This window comes from Kribbella sp. NPDC048837, assembly GCF_055586945.1.
This window is the reverse complement of sequence record NZ_JBVJHF010000001.1, coordinates 221,018-237,506: the sequence shown is the minus strand read 5'-3', so window position 1 is coordinate 237,506 and position 16,489 is coordinate 221,018. Positions and strand designations below refer to the sequence as shown.

Annotated in this window: 16 protein-coding genes; 8 read left to right on the top strand and 8 right to left on the bottom strand. The window is 69.7% G+C overall.

Annotated elements, in window-relative coordinates; genetic code table 11:
- Positions 1-15 precede the first annotated feature (15 nt).
- Positions 16-936: a threonine/serine dehydratase gene (locus ACZ6O0_RS01170; protein ID WP_465762777.1), complete on the top strand. Its 921-nt coding sequence runs from the start codon at positions 16-18 to the stop codon at positions 934-936.
- Here ACZ6O0_RS01170 and ACZ6O0_RS01165 read toward each other — a convergent pair.
- Complete coding sequence (locus ACZ6O0_RS01165) at positions 929-1,543, bottom strand: rhomboid family intramembrane serine protease (RefSeq protein WP_465762776.1); 615 nt, start codon at positions 1,541-1,543, stop codon at positions 929-931. The two genes, ACZ6O0_RS01170 and ACZ6O0_RS01165, sit on opposite strands and share 8 nt — an antisense overlap.
- 110 nt (positions 1,544-1,653) lie before the next feature.
- Between ACZ6O0_RS01165 and ACZ6O0_RS01160 the strand changes: the two genes are divergently transcribed.
- Positions 1,654-2,853: a Cmx/CmrA family chloramphenicol efflux MFS transporter gene (locus tag ACZ6O0_RS01160; RefSeq protein ID WP_465762775.1), complete on the top strand. Its 1,200-nt coding sequence runs from the start codon at positions 1,654-1,656 to the stop codon at positions 2,851-2,853.
- Here the strand turns inward: ACZ6O0_RS01160 and ACZ6O0_RS01155 are convergent.
- A complete protein-coding gene (locus tag ACZ6O0_RS01155) occupies positions 2,795-4,207 on the bottom strand; it encodes an APC family permease (RefSeq protein ID WP_465762774.1) in 1,413 nt (470 codons plus the stop codon). The two genes, ACZ6O0_RS01160 and ACZ6O0_RS01155, sit on opposite strands and share 59 nt — an antisense overlap.
- A gap of 268 nt (positions 4,208-4,475) precedes the next feature.
- On the opposite strand from ACZ6O0_RS01155, the gene ACZ6O0_RS01150 reads away from it, so the two are divergent.
- Complete coding sequence (locus ACZ6O0_RS01150) at positions 4,476-5,423, top strand: LuxR C-terminal-related transcriptional regulator (protein ID WP_465762773.1); 948 nt, start codon at positions 4,476-4,478, stop codon at positions 5,421-5,423.
- A gap of 1 nt (position 5,424) precedes the next feature.
- On the opposite strand, the gene ACZ6O0_RS01145 is transcribed toward ACZ6O0_RS01150, so the two are convergent.
- The 3 genes from ACZ6O0_RS01145 to ACZ6O0_RS01135 all read right to left on the bottom strand — a co-directional run bounded on the left by ACZ6O0_RS01145 (position 5,425) and on the right by ACZ6O0_RS01135 (position 7,864).
- Complete coding sequence (locus ACZ6O0_RS01145) at positions 5,425-6,054, bottom strand: HNH endonuclease family protein (protein WP_465762772.1); 630 nt, start codon at positions 6,052-6,054, stop codon at positions 5,425-5,427.
- A 107-nt stretch (positions 6,055-6,161) separates the two neighbouring features.
- Positions 6,162-6,923 (bottom strand): YaaA family protein, encoded by a 762-nt coding sequence (locus tag ACZ6O0_RS01140; RefSeq protein WP_465762771.1) that lies wholly within the window; start codon positions 6,921-6,923, stop codon positions 6,162-6,164.
- Positions 6,920-7,864, bottom strand: coding sequence for an aldo/keto reductase (locus tag ACZ6O0_RS01135; RefSeq protein WP_465762770.1), 945 nt, complete (start codon positions 7,862-7,864; stop codon positions 6,920-6,922). The genes ACZ6O0_RS01140 and ACZ6O0_RS01135 overlap by 4 nt, the downstream gene beginning before the upstream one ends.
- A gap of 113 nt (positions 7,865-7,977) precedes the next feature.
- On the opposite strand from ACZ6O0_RS01135, the gene pepN reads away from it, so the two are divergent.
- The 3 genes from pepN (at position 7,978) to ACZ6O0_RS01120 (ending at position 12,576) form a co-directional block, all read left to right on the top strand.
- Positions 7,978-10,434 carry an aminopeptidase N gene (gene pepN, locus ACZ6O0_RS01130; protein WP_465762769.1) on the top strand — a complete coding sequence of 819 codons (2,457 nt, stop codon included), beginning with the start codon at positions 7,978-7,980 and terminating at the stop codon, positions 10,432-10,434.
- 189 nt (positions 10,435-10,623) lie between these two features.
- Positions 10,624-11,964: a septation protein SepH gene (sepH, locus tag ACZ6O0_RS01125; protein ID WP_465762768.1), complete on the top strand. Its 1,341-nt coding sequence runs from the start codon at positions 10,624-10,626 to the stop codon at positions 11,962-11,964.
- Between the two features lie 198 nt (positions 11,965-12,162).
- Positions 12,163-12,576, top strand: coding sequence for a hypothetical protein (locus ACZ6O0_RS01120; RefSeq protein ID WP_465762767.1), 414 nt, complete (start codon positions 12,163-12,165; stop codon positions 12,574-12,576).
- A 10-nt stretch (positions 12,577-12,586) separates the two neighbouring features.
- On the opposite strand, the gene ACZ6O0_RS01115 is transcribed toward ACZ6O0_RS01120, so the two are convergent.
- Positions 12,587-13,024 carry a VOC family protein gene (locus ACZ6O0_RS01115; protein WP_465762766.1) on the bottom strand — a complete coding sequence of 146 codons (438 nt, stop codon included), beginning with the start codon at positions 13,022-13,024 and terminating at the stop codon, positions 12,587-12,589.
- 98 nt (positions 13,025-13,122) lie between these two features.
- Positions 13,123-13,506, bottom strand: coding sequence for a winged helix-turn-helix transcriptional regulator (locus ACZ6O0_RS01110; RefSeq protein WP_465762765.1), 384 nt, complete (start codon positions 13,504-13,506; stop codon positions 13,123-13,125).
- A gap of 90 nt (positions 13,507-13,596) precedes the next feature.
- Between ACZ6O0_RS01110 and ACZ6O0_RS01105 the strand changes: the two genes are divergently transcribed.
- Positions 13,597-14,415: an NAD(P)H-binding protein gene (locus ACZ6O0_RS01105; protein WP_465762764.1), complete on the top strand. Its 819-nt coding sequence runs from the start codon at positions 13,597-13,599 to the stop codon at positions 14,413-14,415.
- On the opposite strand, the gene ACZ6O0_RS01100 is transcribed toward ACZ6O0_RS01105, so the two are convergent.
- Positions 14,408-14,968 carry a TetR/AcrR family transcriptional regulator gene (locus ACZ6O0_RS01100; RefSeq protein WP_465762763.1) on the bottom strand — a complete coding sequence of 187 codons (561 nt, stop codon included), beginning with the start codon at positions 14,966-14,968 and terminating at the stop codon, positions 14,408-14,410. The two genes, ACZ6O0_RS01105 and ACZ6O0_RS01100, sit on opposite strands and share 8 nt — an antisense overlap.
- Before the next feature lie 94 nt (positions 14,969-15,062).
- Here ACZ6O0_RS01100 and ACZ6O0_RS01095 point away from each other — a divergent pair, with 94 nt between their 5' ends.
- A complete protein-coding gene (locus ACZ6O0_RS01095; protein WP_465762762.1) occupies positions 15,063-16,427 on the top strand; it encodes an MDR family MFS transporter in 1,365 nt (454 codons plus the stop codon).
- Positions 16,428-16,489: the final 62 nt, after the last annotated feature.

The window sequence follows — 16,489 nt, the reverse complement described above, 5'->3', positions numbered from 1 at the left end:
TGGCAGGGTTGGGGCATGACGGTAAGTCTCGACGAGGTGCGGGCGGCGGCGGAGCGGATCGCCGGCCGGGTACGGCGTACTCCGGTGATCCAGGTTGCGCCCGGGCTCACGTTCAAGCTGGAACTGCTGCAGCACACCGGATCCTTCAAGCCACGCGGAGCGTTCAACCGGCTGCTCTCCGCGAAGGAACGCGGCGAGCTCACCGGGCAGGGCGTCGTCGCCGCGTCCGGCGGCAACGCGGGACTCGCGGCGGCCTACGCGGCCCGCGAGCTCGGCGTCCCCGCGCGGATCTTCGTCCCGGTGAACGCACCCGCGCCGAAGGTCGCCAAGCTGCGCACTCTCGAGGCCGAGGTGATCCAGGTCGGGAACGAGTACGCCGAGGCCTACCAGGCGGCCGTGGAGGCGCGGGACGCGTCGGGCGCGCTGCTGCTGCACGCCTACGACCAGCCGGAGGTCGTCGCCGGTCAGGGCACCCTCGGGCTGGAGCTGCTCGAACAGGCCGGGATGTTCGACACGGTGCTGGTCGCGGTCGGCGGTGGCGGGCTGATCGCGGGCATCGCGACGGCGATCGGCGACAACGCGCAGGTCATCGGGGTCGAGCCGGAACTCGCGCAGACGTTCCATCGCGCGCTGGTCGCCGGCGAACCGGTCGACGGTCCGGTCGGCGGGGTCGCGGCCGACTCACTCGGGGCGCGCCGGCTGGGTGACCTGGCGTTCGCGGCGGCTCAGGCGCACGACGTACGGTCCTTGCTGGTTGACGAGGAGGCGATCGTTGCTGCTCGCAATGAGCTGTGGCGCGACTACCACCTGGCCGTCGAGCATGGCGCGGCCGTGGCGTATGCCGCGCTGACTGCCGGTGTGTACCGGCCGGCCGGCGGAGAGCGGGTGGTCGTGGTGGTGTGCGGAGCCAACACCGACCCCGCAACGCTTACCTGACGGCGCCGCGTTTCGGCTTGTCGTCGGCGAGGACCCAGGCGGCCAGGATGCCGGCGATCCCGCCGAACAGGTGGCCCTGCCAGGAGATCCCGTCCTGCGGCAGCAGGCCGCCGAGCAGCGCGCTTCCCCAGACCATGATCACCACGATGCCGAGCAGCACCTGGCCGAGCCGCCGGTTGAACAGGCCGCGCGCGATCAGGTAGGAGGCGTACCCGAAGACCAGGCCGCTGGCGCCGATCGTGATCGTGTTCGGCGGCGAGATCAGCCAGGTCCCGAACCCGCCGATTACCGTGACGATCGCCGTCACCGCGAACAACCGCTTCGCGCCGCTGACCGCGATCAGCAGGCCGAGGGTGACGAGCGGCAGCGTGTTCGAGATCAGGTGCCCGAAGCCGAGGTGCAGGAACGGCGCCGTGATGACGCCGACCAGGCCCTCCGGATCGCGCGCGACGATCCCGTACTGATCGAGCCGGCCGTGCATCGCGGTGTCGATGACCTCGCTGAGCCACATCAGCCCGACCAGCGCGAAAAGCAACTTGAGCCCACCCCCGATCCGAGCGGTATCCACCGCCTGCCCGGTGCGCTTCGCGGGAGTCTGCGAACTCATACCCCAACGATGCCGTATCGGCTCAAGTCTCAGTCTGTGACTGGCGCGGCGACAGCGGAAAGTGATCTCTGGGATACTCGGTGTGGCCGTCGAGTGGGGTGGGGGACGCGATGCCGATCGCTGTGTATGTGCTGGGCCTGAGCATCTTCGCGCAGGGGACGTCGGAGTTGATGCTCGCGGGCCTGTTGCCGGAGCTGTCAGCGGATCTGCGGGTGTCGATCCCCGCGGCCGGCCTGCTGATCTCCGCGTTCGCCGCCGGGATGCTCGTCGGCGCGCCGGTGCTGGCGGTGCTCACGCTCACCTGGTCCCGGCGTACGGCGTTGCTGCTCTTCCTCGGCGTCTTCGCGCTGACCCACCTCGCGGGCGCGCTCACCCCGAACTACGCCGTACTCCTGATCACCCGGATCGTCGGCGCCTTCGTGTACGCCGGGTTCTGGTCGGTCGCCGCGGTCACGGTGGTGGCGCTGGTGCCGGCCGGCAGTCGTGCTCGCGCGATGAGCATCGTCACCGGCGGCCTCACCATCGCGACCATCGTCGGCCTCCCGATCGGGACCGTGATGGGCCAGCACCTCGGCTGGCGTGCTGCGTTCTGGACCGTCGCCGCACTGTGCGTTCTCGCCATGGCCGGTGTCCTCGCGACCGTGCCCGCCGGACGACCGGATCCGGCGAGCGTTCCGCGGTTGGCGGACGAGTTGCGGACTCTCGGCAATGCCCGGCTGTGGCTCGCGTTCTGCACCACCGCCCTGGTGACGGCGACGATCCTGGTCGTCTTCAGCTACCTCGCTCCCTTGCTCATCGACACGACCGGGCTGGTGCCGGACGCGGTCCCCGGCGTACTCGCGCTCTACGGCCTCGGCTCGTTCATCGGCATCACGCTCGGCGGGCGGACCGCGGACGCGCTGCCGTTCCGCACGCTGTTCACCGGGATCACCGGGCTGGTCGTCCTGTCCGCCGTACTCGCGCTCACCGCGACGAGTCCCGTGGTCACGATCGCGGTGGTCGTGCTGCTCGGCGGCTTCGGCTTCGCGGTCAACCCGGCCCTGAACGCGCGGGTCTTCAGCCTCGCCGGTGACGCACCCACGCTGGCGACGGCGACCAACTTCTCCGCGTTCAACGTCGGCATCACCGTCGGGCCGTGGCTCGGCGGCCTCGTGATCGCCGCCGGCGCGGGTTATCCCGCACTTGGCTGGATCGCGGTCGCCACCGGGCTCGCGGCCCTCGCGACGGTCGTCTTCGCGGCGTACGTTCCGGTCAGTTCACCGGACCACTCGGGTCGAGGTGACTCGGGTCGAAGTCGGCGTGCCGCTTGAAGACGTACTTGTTCAGCAGCCAGGTGATCGCCCACAGCGCGACGCCGACCACCATCAGCCAGCCGGCGATCTTGTAGTCGGCCGAGGCCCGCCCGGACAGCGGGCTCGCCAGGTACACGCACAGCACGGCACCGAGCACCGGCAGCGCGGTCGGCGCCCGGAAGTGCTTGTGCTCCACCGGGTCCCGGCGCAGCACCAGGACCGCGACGTTCACGATCGCGAACACACACAGCAGCAGCAACGCCGTCGTCCCACCGAGCGCCGCGAGATCGGCGTACCCGATCAGGAAGAACGCGAGCAGCGTGGTGAACAGGATCGCGATGTACGGCGTCCGCCGCTTGGGCAGCACGCGTCCGAGCGGCCCGGGCAGGACCCGCTCGTGGGACATGCCGTACAGCAGGCGGCTGGCCATCAGCATGTTGATCAGCGCCGAGTTGGCGACCGCGAACATCGTGATCCAGGCGAACACCTCGAGCGGGAAGCCCGGCGCGCCGGCCTGGACGACCTTCAGCAGCGGCGTCGCACCCTTGTTGAGCTCCTCCGGCGAGACCAGCGTGACCGCGGAGATCGCGACCAGCACGTAGATGACGCCGGTGATGCTCAGTCCGATCAGCATGACCTTCGGGAAGATCTTCACCGGGTCCTTGGTCTCCTCGGCCATGTTCACCGAGTCCTCGAAGCCGACCATCGCGAAGAACGCCAGCGCGGTCGCCGCGGTGACGGCGCCGAACCCCGACTCGCTCTCCGGGACGTTGAACTCGGTCAGCCGGGAGGTGTCGCCGTCGCCGCCTAGCAGCGCCCAGGCGCCGATGCCGATCACGATCAGCAGACCGCTCAGCTCGACACAGGTCAGGACGACGTTCGCCTTCACGCTCTCGCCGACGCCGCGCAGGTTGACCAGCGCGATCAGCGTCATGAAGCCGAGCGCGGTGATCATCAGCAGCGACCCGCGGCCGGCGTCGATGTCGGCGGCGGTGAAGAAGTTCGCGGCGAACGCCTTCGACGCGCTCGAGGCCGAGGTGAGGCCGGAGCACATCACCGCGAAGGTGAGCAGGAAGGTGAGGAAGTGGATCCCGAACGCCTTGTGCGTGTAGACCGCCGCGCCGCCGGCCTTCGGGTACTTCGTGACGAGCTCGAGGTAGCTGGTCGCGGTCAGCAGCGCGACCACGAAGGCGCACAGGAACGGCAGCCAGACCGCCCCGCCGACCTCGCCGGCCACCTTGCCCGTCAGCGCGTAGACGCCGGTCCCGAGGATGTCACCGACGACGAAGAGGAGTAACAGACCCGGGCCCATGACCCTTTTGAGTTCGGGACGCTCACCGGCTTGCGGTGTCGCGGCGGTGCTCTCACTCATCGTGCCTCCCAGGGATCAGCGCGTCACGTATCTGACATGCTGCCATTTCGGAGAGGCGGGCGCGCGCGTTGAGGCTTGACCGGGCGTCCCCTGTCCGGTCCGCGCGCGCCCGGCAGAGACAGGATTACCCCACTCCGGGGGCATCCGCACCTGACAACGGCCTGACGTATCCCGGACATGGCGCGAAGTCGCCAGGCGGGGAAAAGGATTCCCGGTGCATCCAGGGGACGAGATAGCCTGTCCGGCATCCGGGCTACGGGAGGAAAGGATGCTGGAGTCGGTCGGGGTGGAGCGACCCGATGAGGAGGCCTACCGCGCCCTGCTCACCGCGCCCGGATGCGGTGTCCCCGAGCTGGCGAAGTTGCTCGATCGCGACGAGCGGGAGGTCGCCGCGTCGGTCGGCCGGCTGGAGACGCTCGGGCTCCTCACCACCACCTCGGATCACCCGGTGCGGCTGCTGCCGACCCGTCCGGACGTCGCCGTCGACGCACTGGTCGCCGTACGGCGCTCCGAACTCGACCGGGTCCGTGCGGAGGCGCGAGTACTGCTGACGGAGCTGCGGGCCCAGGAGCAGCACCGGCCGGAGAACCTGGTCGAGGTGATCGTCGGTCAGGAAGCGATCGCCGCCCGGTTCGCGCAGTTGCTGAGTGGGACGCGTGACCAGTTGCTGGTGCTGGACCGGCCGCCGTACGCGTCCCAGCCCGGTGAGTCCGACCCGCGGGTCCGTGGACTGCTCAACGAGGGTGTGGTTGTCCAGGGCATCTACTCCCCCGATTCCCTCGATGTCCCGGGCGGTGTGGACGAGGCGTTCAGCGCGGCGGACGCTGGTGAGACGTCCCGGGTGCATCCGCAGGTGCCGATGAAGCTGGCCGTGTTCGACCGCCGGATCGCGTTGCTGCCGCTGTCGGTGGACCAGTTGGTCGACAGCGCCCTCGTCGTTCATCCGTGCGCGCTGCTGGACGCGCTGATCGAGATGTTCACGCTGTTGTGGGACCAGGCGGTGCCGGTCGTGCCGTCGGTCCAGGCCGATCCCACCGACGCGCGGCTGATGACGTTGCTCGCCGCCGGGTTCAAGGACGACGCGATCGCGCGGCAGCTCGGGTTGAGCAGCCGCACGGTCGGGCGCCGGGTCGCCGAGCTGATGGAGGCGCTGGGAGCGCGGACCCGGTTCCAGGCCGGCATCCACGCCCAGCGCCGTCAGCTCCTCGAGGACTGACTCAGCAGGTGCCGAGCATCTGCTGCAGCGCGGTCTTCTCCGCCGACTGCAGCGACAGACCGTAGGTGTACTTCACCCAGATCCACTCGCGCGCGTAGATGCAGTGCACCGACGTGTTCGTCGGCTTCCAGGACGCCGGGTCCGAGTCGCCCTTCGACCGGTTGCTCGACGCCGACACCGCGATCAGCTGCGCGATGGTCAGGTTGTTCGCGAACTCCTGGCGGCGCGCCGTGGTCCAGGTGTTCGCACCGGACTTCCACGCCTCGGCCAGCGGCACGATGTGATCGATGTCGACCCCGGAGGACTCCTCGATCCAGGTGGCGTCGTACACGCTGTACCAGCGGCCGGCCGTCGGCTGGCAGCTGCTGTTGACCGTGACGCCGGTGCCGTCACGCTTCAGCACCTGTTCACGGGTGTCGCAGGTGCCGGACTGGTTGATCCAGTGCGGGAACAGATCCCGGCTGTAGCCGCTCGTCGAGCCTTCCGCCTTGACGGTGAGACTCGCGAGCTCGCTGGCCGCCGTACTGGCCGATGGCGGGGTCGGTGGGTAGGCGAGCGCCGGTCCGGCGCTGAGTGACCATGCCGCGGTCGCGGCGAGGGCAGTGATGGCAGCCGTGATGGAACGTCGCATGAGTCAGGCCTCCGAGGGTAGGGCGGGTCCCCCCTGACTTGCTGCCCTCAGCCTTCCCCGCTCACGCGCAGTGAGAAACAACTGACCGGTGAAGGCCGCGTGAACGGTCAGTCGTGTTCCACCACGGTCAACGTCCAGCCGGCCCCGGCGCGATCGAGCTCGGCGTTCCAGCGCTCACTCACCAGCTTGTGCAGGGCCTTCGGCGTCCCCGGATCCTTGCCGGACTCGAGCAGGTGCCGAGCAACCAGACCACGCGTGTGCTTCGCGTTGTGCGACACGACCGAGCGGACACCGTCGCGTTCGCGGACCACGTTCACCGAGACCCACTTGGCCGCTTGGTCACCGCTCGGGCGCCACGCAGCCACATACGTGGACGACCGGCAGTCGACGATCACGCCGTCGGCATCCGCGAGGGCAGCGGCCAGCGGGTCACGCCACACCGAGGCGAGCGGGCCGAGACCGGGCAGCGTCGTGCCCATGGACAGCCGGTACGGCGGGACGCGGTCGGCCATCCGCAATGCGCCCCACGCGGCGGAGACGACGAGGAGGCGGTTCCCGGCACGGCGCTTGCTGCCCGCGGGCAAGGTCGCGTAGCCGAGGGCGTCGTACAGGACCCCGGAGTACAGCACCGAGACCGGCACTGCCGGCTCGGTGCGCCAGTGGATGTTCCGGTCGACCTCGGCTTGGAGAGAGGCGCCGACGCCGAGGATCTCGTGCGCGTCGGGCGTCGAGGAGACCTTCGCCAGCGTCTCGAGGACCTGCTCGCGGACGGGATTGAGCTCCGGGAACGACAGCGTCGCATGGTCGACGGCACGACCACGGGACCGTCCGGTCTTGCCTTCGGACGGTGGCAACAGAATCAGGGTCACGTGAGCTCGTCCAGGGCGGCCAGGTCCGCGACGGTCGGGTCCCACGTGCCGGCCGCGACGTTCTGCGCGATCTGCTCGGGACTGGTGGCGCCGGCGATCACCGACGCGACCGCGGGCTGCGCGGCCAGGCCGCCGATCGCGACGTCGATCAGGGTCAGGTCCCGCTCGGCCGCGAACGTGTCGAGCGCCTCGATCTTGTCGAAGTCGGCCCGGGCCAGGCGCTCCGGCTGGGTCGCCAGCCGGCTGCCGTCGGGCGCGTCCGCGTCACGCTTGTACTTGCCGGTGAGCAGGCCGGACGCGAGCGGGAAGAAGGGCAGGATGCCCAGGCCGAGGTGCTCGCAGGCCGGCACCAGCTCGTCCTCGATCTCGCGGTCGAGCAGCGAGTACCGGTTCTGGGCGCTGACGAAGTGCTCCAGGCCGTTGGAGCGCGCGGTCCAGTCGGCGTCGACCACCTGCCAGCCGGCGAACTGCGAGCTGCCGATGTACCGGACTTTGCCCTCGGCAACGAGTTCGGTCAGCGCCGCGAGGGTCTCCTCGATCGGCGTGACCGGGTCCGGGACGTGCAGCTGGTAGAGATCGATCCAGTCGGTGCCGAGCCGCCGCAGGCTGGACTCGACCGCCTTCCGGATGTACCGGCGGGAGCCGCGGACACCCCAGTCCGGCCCGTTCACCCCCTGCATGTCACCGCCGAACTTGGTCGCGATCACCACCTCGTCACGGCGGCCGCCGAGGGCCTTGCCGAGCAGTTCCTCGCTGAATCCGTGCTCGCCGTGGTAGACGTCCGCGGTGTCGAACAGCGTGATGCCCGCATCGACCGCGGCGTTCACCACCGCGTCCGTCCGGGCCGCGTCCAGCCGCCGCCCGAGGTTGTTGCAGCCGAGTCCGACCACACTCACGGTCAGACCCGAGTCGCCCAGCTGCCGGTACTCCATATCGCTCATCCACGCCTTCCGCTTCGCTCCAGGCGCGGCTGAGCGCCTTCGCTGCTGTGTTGAATGATGAACTCGCTTCGCTCCTTCATGGCTCAGCCTAGTGACGGCATAGAGTTGCCGGCATGCCGAGTCTCACCGTCGACGGCGCCCGTACCCGGGCCGCCGCGCTCTCCGTCCACTCGTACGACGTCGACCTCGACCTGACCCAGGGCGAACGAACCTTCGGATCCACCACCACGATCAAGTTCCAGGCGTCCGGTCCGGCCACGTGGCTGGACGTGAAACCCGATGAGCTGACCTCGGTCACGCTGAACGGGACGCCGGTCGACGTGGCCGGTCTGAACGACGGGCGCCTCGAGCTGACCGGCTTGCAGCCGGAGAACGAACTGGCCGTGGTCGCGTCGATGCTGTACTCGCACGACGGTGAGGGCCTGCACCGCGCGGTCGACGCCGCCGACGGTCTCGTCTACACCTACGCGATGTCGTTCCTCGACGCCGCGCCCCGGATCTTCGCGTGCTTCGACCAGCCCGACCTCAAGGCGCCGTACCGGATGACGGTGACCGCGCCGGAGGAGTGGCTCGTGCTCGGCAACGGCGCCGCGACCCGGGTCTCCCCCGGCCGGTGGGAGCTGGCCGAGACGCAGCCGCTGTCGACGTACTTCGTCACCGTGGTGGCCGGGCCGTACCACCAGATCACCGACTCCCACGACGGCATCCCGCTCAGCGTGGTGTCGCGGCAATCGCTGAAGGACGCGCTGGAGCGCGAGGCCGAGGACATCTTCACGGTCACCAAGCAGTCCTTCGACGAGTACCACCGGATGTTCGGGTACCGCTACCCGTTCGGTGAGTACCACCAGGCGTTCGTCCCGGAGTTCAACGCCGGCGCGATGGAGAACCCGGGCTGCGTGACGTTCCGCGACTCGATGGTGTTCCGGTCGGCGGTGACCGACGGCGAACGCAGCAGCCGGGCGCGGACCATCGTGCACGAGATGGCGCACCAGTGGTTCGGCGACACCGTGACGATGAAGTGGTGGAACGACCTCTGGCTGAACGAGTCGTTCGCCGAGTACATGGCCCACCGGGTCTCCACCGACGCGACGCGGTACACCGACAACTGGATCGACTTCGCCTACATCCGCAAGTGGTGGGGCATGCAGGCCGACCAGCGCTCGTCGACCCACCCGGTCGCCGCCGACGCGGTCAAGGACGCGCTCGCGTCGCTCGACGACTTCGACGGCATCTCGTACGCGAAGGGCGCGGCCGTCCTCAAGCAGCTCGCCGCCTACCTCGGTGACGACGTCTTCCTGGCCGGCGTCAACGCGCACATCGCCGCCAACGAGTTCGGCAACGCCACCTTCGCCGACCTGCTCGCGAAGTGGACCGAGGCCGGCGCGGTCGGCCTGGACGACTGGGCCGCCGACTGGCTGCGGACACCGGGCCTGGACACGATCAGCGCGGTCCGCACCGAGACCGGCATCAAGCTGCGCCGGGTCGCGCCGGTCGCCTACCCGGCGGCCCGGCCGCACAAGCTGACCGTCGGCGGGTACGACGCGGACGGTCGCGGTACGACGGTCGACGTACTGCTGGACGCGGACGAGGTGGACGTCGCCCTCGACCCCTCGGTCGCGGTGGTGATCCCGGACGCGGGTGACGACAGCTGGGCCAAGATCCGGCTCGACGCGGACAGCCTGGCCAACCTGCCGTCGGTGCTGCCGAAGATCGAGGACGGGGTGACCCGGGCCGTCGTCCTGAACAGCCTGCGGGACGCGGTCGCCGATGCCGAGCTCGATCCGAAGCTCGGGTTCGACGTACTGCTCGGGCTGCTGCCGACCGAGACCAGCGACATCGCGGTCGGCACGATGCTGAACTGGGCCAACACGCACTTGCTCGGGGTCTACCTGCCCTACGAGCCGAATCGTGCCCGGCTGGCCGAGGTGCTCGCTGCCCGGGTGGAGACCGTGCCGGCGGGGACCAGCACGCAGTTGGCGGTGGTTCGTGGATTCGCGCGATTCACCGACGACGCCGACCGGTTGAAGGGCTGGCTCGCGGGCGACGGCGTACCCGAGGGTCTGGCGATGGACGCGGATCTGCGGTGGACGGTGCTGCTGCAGCTCGCCCGGCTCGGGGCCGTCGGCGACGCGGAGATCGACGCCGAGCTCGAGCGGGACTCCTCGTCCGAGGGCATCGTGCACGCGACCCGGTGCCGGGCCGCGCTGCCGACGGCCGAGGCCAAGGAGCGGGCGTGGACGCAGATCACGACCGACGCCGAGCTGGCGAATTACGAGCTGTACGCCGCGTGTGAGGGCTTCTGGCATCCGGCGCAGGTCGAGCTCACCGCGCCGTACGTCGACCGGTACTTCGCCGAGATCGCCGGCACCGAGAAGCTGCGGTCAGGCTGGGTCGTCGCGTCCAGCGCGAAGCTCGCGTTCCCTCGCTATGCCGTCGAACAGCGGGTCGTCGATCGGGCCGCCGACCTGGTCGCGGACGAATCGGTCGCGGCCGGAATCCGGCGGTCGGTCGGCGACAGCGTCGACGACCTGAAGCGTGCTCTTGCGGTGCGTTCGGCGTACGCCGGATGACCCACTGAGTCGCGGTCACACCGTGTTGTGACTACTGTGACTGGTGTGATCAGAAGGACCTTGATGACCAGGCAAGATGTGATTTCGTGACGTAACCTCCACAATGACCGCGCGGCACGGCGCGCCGGTCTTGGTCAGGCACCACGTCACGGGAGAGACTGTCGAGAACCGCACAGGAGAACAAAGGCAATGCGCGAGGCGAGGCTCGTCGGTCTGAGCCAGGATGGCAAGCAACTCATCCTGGCGCTGGCAGAGACGGGTGAGGAGTTCGCCGTTCCGGTCGACGACCGGTTGCGTGCGGCCCTGCGCGGCGACCGTGCCCGACTCGGCCAGCTGGAGATTCAAATGGAGAGCGCGCTGCGCCCACGAGACATCCAGGCTCGTATCCGCGCCGGCGAAAGTCCCGAGGCGGTCGCTGCCGTCGCCCAGATGCCGATGGAACGCGTGATGGCGTTCGCCGGCCCCGTCCTCGCCGAGCGCGATCACATCGCCAGCCTCGCGCAGCGTGCTTCCGTCCGCCGTCGCGGTGGAGGCGACGCCCCGGCCCGCAACCTCGGTGCCTGGGTGACCGAGCGGCTGAAGACCCGCCAGGTCGATCCCGCGTCGGCCGAGTGGGACGCGTGGCGGCGCGACGACGGCCGCTGGGCGGTCCGTGTCTCCTACTTCGTCGCGACCGACGACGAGGCGGAGCAGAAGGACGAGAAGATCGCCATGTTCGCGTACGACGCCCCCGGGCGGTACGCGGTCCCCGACGACGACGAAGCCCGCTGGCTGGTCGGCGAGCAGGCCCAGGTGATGCCGCCGCCGGTCCAGCCCACGCACCAGCCCGGCGAACGCCGCCTGTCCGCGGTCGCCGACATCGACCCGACCATCGCCCCCGACCACGGCGCCGACAGCTATGAGGCCGGCTTCGAGGACACCATCAGCCTGCCGCGCCGAAACCACCCGGTCTCCGGCCGGCCCGGCTTCGGGCGGGAGACTCCGCCGGACACCGGCCGTCCGGGCGTCGGCCGTGACCCCGAGGCTCCGGCCGCCCGGGAGACCGAGCGCGGTCCGCGCCGCGTGCACTCGGTGCCGAACCCGGACGACGAGCCGACGCTGATCGACGTACCGGTCGAGCAGCCGCCGGCACTGCGGCCCGCCGTGCGCGCGGTCGAGCGTGCGTCGCAGCCTCCGGCCGAGACCGCCTCGTTCACGCCTCCCGAGGAGCGCGCCGCCGCTCCCGAGAACCCGTTCACCGAGCGCCGGGCCACGCCTGACCGCGGCGCTGCTCCGGTGCGCCAGGCTCCCGAGTCGCGTGCGCCAGAGGCCCGCGCTCCGGAGTCCCGCCGGCAGACCGAGCGGTCCGCCCCGGCTGAGCCTGCCAAGCCGGAGCCCTCAGCGCAGCCGGTCGAATCTCCCGCGGCTGCCGCCGAGCCGGCCGCCCAGGAAGAGGCGGCCGAGCCCAAGAAGAAGCCGGCCCGCCGCAATTCCAAGCGCGCCAGCGTCCCGAGCTGGGACGAGATCATGTTCGGCAAGAAAGCCGACTGACCGGCGCTTCCTGACGCATCACGGACACCTGTCCCAGATAGCGGACGATGTTTGGCAGCGCGACCGCGCTCTGCCATGATCTTCCGCATGCACCTGCTGTGTTGTTGCTGTTGTCGCTGACGCGCGCCGCTCTCGGCGCACGAGGCCCTGTCCTTTCCGTGGCCCGCCCGCCGACACAGCACTCACAGGATCTTTCCCATGAATCTCCCGGCTTTCGCCGACCTGCTCGCGTCCCGCGGCCTCCGGCTGCTGCCCGGCTCGCACGCCGTCCCGGTCGAGCTGCTCGTCCAGTTGCCTGATGCAACAATCGCCCGGTTCACCGCCCAGGGCACCAGGCTCCGCCTGCGTCGCTACTCCCCCGACGCCCTGACCGCGATCACCATCCCGGCCGAGTGCGGTTGCGGCGACCACCACCCCCGGACCGGCCCCACCCGCGTCACACTGAGCCGGTACGCCGTACCGTCCGAAGAGCGCACCATCGACGGCGAGCTCCTCTTCGGCTGGCAGCACCACGAGGCCGGCCTGCTCCGCCTCCCCGACGCCGCCACGCACTTCTTCACCCTGCTCGACACCCTCCAGGCCCCCACCCGCGAGCTGGTCGGCGTCGCCTAGCCCAACCCAGTCAGCTGAGTTCCTCGGCCAAGGCGACGAGGATGCCCTCGGGGCCGCGGACGTAGCAGAGCCGGTACCTGTCCCCGTACTGCGCGATCTCGCCGACGAGCTCGGCGCCGTGAGTACGCAGCCGGGCGACCGTGTCAGCGATGTCGTCGACGGCGAACATGACGCGATACATGCCCACCGTGTTGTGCGGCGGGTTGTGCGGCCCGGCGATCGCCGCGGGGCTGAGGTACTTCGCCAGCTCGAGCCGGCCGTGGCCGTCCGGGGTCCGCATCATCGCGATCGCGCAGTGGACGCCGTCGAGTCCGACGGTCTGGTCCACCGACGGACCCTCGACCTCCGCTCTACCCTCCAGCTCCATGCCGAGCTCTTCGAAGAACGCAACGGCGGCCTCGAGGTCGTCGAAGACAATGCCGACGTTGTCCATCCGCTGGATCGTCAAGGTCGTGCTCCTTCTCCGTCGCGTGGCCTGCCGTGGCCACTGTGTACCTGAGACGGAGCCATCACGGCCTTCTCGACACCCGGAAGGTGAACTGCTTCTCAGGGGCGGCGGTGGGGTGGTTCGTGGGTGTCGAAGTGGGTGCGGGCTTCTTCGACCTTCGCGAGGTTCGGGGACCATTCGGCGAGTGAGTGGAACAGGGGCGCAAGGCTGCGGCCGAGGTCGCTGATCTCGTACTCGACGCGCGGCGGGACCTCCGGGAAGTACGTGCGTACGACGAGTCCGTCGCGCTCCAACTGCCGGAGCCGCTGGGTCAGCACTTTCGGTGTGATCACTCCGATCTGCCGCTGGAGCTCCACGAACCGCTGACGGCCGAACTCGTTCAGCGTCCACAGGATCGGCGTCGTCCACCGGCTGAAGACCAGGTCCACGACCGGCGCGATCGGACAGGCCTGCACCGGATCCACTGCTGTGCGCTCGATCACAAAGGTCCCTCTCGCCAATACTTTCCTCTAGGTACCTACTATCCCACGACAAGTAGCGTCCTCGGCAGATCAACCGAACGAGGAGCACACATGATCGTGGTCACCGGAGCCACCGGAAACGTAGGCCGCCCGCTGGTCGAAGCCCTGACCGCAGCAGGCGAAGAAGTCACGGCGGTCTCCCGCCGCATTACCCAGGCGCCGGACGGCGTACGACGCTTCGCCGCCGACCTGTCCGAACCGAGCAGCCTCAAGCCCGCGCTCGACGGAGCCGACGCGGTGTTCCTGCTGACGGCCGCCGCCTTCCTGGCCGACGGGAACCTCGGCGACGTCATGGAGGTCGTCAAGGCGGCCGGCGTCTCGCGGGTCGTACTGCTCTCGTCCCAGGGTGTCGGCACCAAGCGGCACCCGTCGGATCTCGAGGACGCCGTGACGAGGTCCGGGCTCGGCTGGACGATGCTGCGGCCCGGCAACTTCGCCAGCAACGCCTTCCAGTGGGCCGAGTCGATCCGCACCGAGCGGACGATGGCCGCGCCGTTCGCCGACGTCGCACTGCCCGCGGTCGATCCCGACGACATCGCCGCGGCAGCGGCTGCCGCACTGCGCGACCCGAGCCATGTCGGCAACACCTACACACTGACCGGCCCGGCGGCGATCTCACCCCGCCAGCAGGCTGAGGTCATCGGTCAGGCTCTCGGCGAGCCGGTGCAGTTCGTCGAGCTCAGCCGGGACGAGGCGCGCACCCGGATGCTCACCTACATGCCCGAGCCTGTCGTCGAGGCCACCCTCGGCGCCCTCGGCACGCCGACCCCGGCCGAGCAGCAGGTGAGCCCCGACGTGGAGAAGGTGCTCGCTCGTCAGCCACGCACCTTCAAGGACTGGGTCACTCGCAACCTGCACGCGTTCAAGTAGCCCGGACGAGCGGGAGGAAGACGTCGTCGACGAGGGACGTGAGGGTGGTGGGGGCGAGGGGCTCGCGGGTGAAGAGCATTTCGTGGCGGAGGAGGTTGGTGGGCGCGGTGAGGACCCGGGCGGGAACATCCGCGGTCGGGATCTCGCCGCGGTCCGCCGCCCGCTGCACGATGGTCGCCATCACCCCGGTCATCCGGCGGTAGACCTCCGGATCCAGGTCCGGCGCCTCGGCCAGCAGGCCGTGGAGGATGTCGGGCCCGAGCGTCGCGAACCGGTCGGCCATCCGCTGCAGCACCGCGAGTACGTCGTCGCGCAGGCTCCCGGTGTCGGGGATGTCCTCGACGATCGAGCCGGTCCGGTGCCGCATCGCCGCGACCACCAGCTCCGCCCGGTTCTTCCACCGCCGGTACAGCACCTGTTTGCCGGTGTGCGCCCGCGCGGCCACCGCCTCCATCGTCAGCCGCGCGTAGCCGGACTCCATCAACTCGTCCCACGCGGCGTCGAGCAGCACGGCCTCGAGCTCGGCGCCCCGGCGGCGCTGCGTCTGCTCCATCACCCGACTCCCAACAAGAGACCTTGCGTCTCTTAACGATCCGAGCCTACTCTGAAATCCGTAAGAGACGCAACGTCTCTAAGGAGACCTCGGAATGACCACCACCACTCCCGACCGCCTGGACCGCGCGGTCCTCAAACTCGCCGCCGTCCTGGTCCTCGGTGCCCTCGCTCCACTGCTCGACAGCACGATCGTCACGGTCGCGATCCACACCCTCGGCACCGAGCTGGGCGCGCCCGTGTCCACGGTCCAATGGGTCAGTACGGCGTACCTGCTCGCGCTGGCGATGGCGATCCCGATCACCGGCTGGTCCGCCAACCGCTTCGGCGCCAAACGGATGTGGATCGTCGCGCTGGCGCTGTTCCTCGCCGGATCGATGCTGTGCGGCGTCGCCTGGAACATCGGTTCGCTGATCGCGTTCCGGGTGATCCAGGGCCTCGGCGGCGGACTCATGCTGCCGATCCTCCAGACCATCCTGCTGCGGGCGGCGGGACGCGAACGCATCGGCCGGCTGATGGCCGTCGTCACCTTGCCCGCACTCATCGGCCCGATCCTCGGTCCCGTGATCGGCGGGCTCCTGGTCGGCAACCTCAGCTGGCGCTGGATCTTCTACGTCAACGCACCGATCTGCATCCTGGCGATCATCCTCGCCGTCCGCACCCTCAAGCCCGATCCCGAGCCGGCGGCCGCCAAGCTGGACGTCATCGGCCTGCTCCTCATCTCCCCCGCCCTGGCCGGCATCATCTACGGCCTCACCCAGGTCGGCGAGTACGGCGGCTTCGGCCACGCCGCCGTACTGGTCCCGATCGGCGCCGGCCTGATCCTCCTGCTCGCCTTCATTCTCAGAAGAAGTCCACTGATCGACCTCACCCTGTTCCGCACGAGATCCTTCAGTGCCTCGAGCGCACTGCTCTTCCTCACCGGCTTCGGCCTGTACGGCGCGATGCTGCTCCTCCCGCTCTTCTACCAACAGGCCCGCGGCGAGACCGTCACGGCCGCCGGCCTCCTCCTCGTCCCCCAAGGCATCGGCAGCCTGCTCGCCCGAGTGGCCGGCGGCCTCACCGACCGGATCGGCCCACGCCCGGTCGTCCTGGCAGGCATAGCCCTCACCACCCTCGGGACCATCCCCTTCGCCTTCAGCGGTACGTCGTACGCACTGCTGGCGATCGGTCTCGTCATCCGTGGCGCCGGACTGAGTGCGGTCAACCTGGCCGTGATGGTCGGCGCGTTCCGTGAGCTCGAGCCGCAGCAGATCCCCCATGCCAGCAGCACCACGCGGATCATGCAGCAGCTCGGCGGCGCGTTCGGTGCCGCGACGCTGGCCGTGATCCTGCAGAGCCAGCTGACCGGCCACACCACCGGATCCGCCTACGCGCACAGCTTCGCCTGGGCGATCGCCTTCACCGTGATCGCGGCGATCCCGGCCCTTTTCCTGCCGAAGCGCCGGGCTCTTGAATAAGTAACACGCTTGGTTTAACTTATCCGCGCACTGCTGTCGCATGTACTCCGGCCCGCCACCTG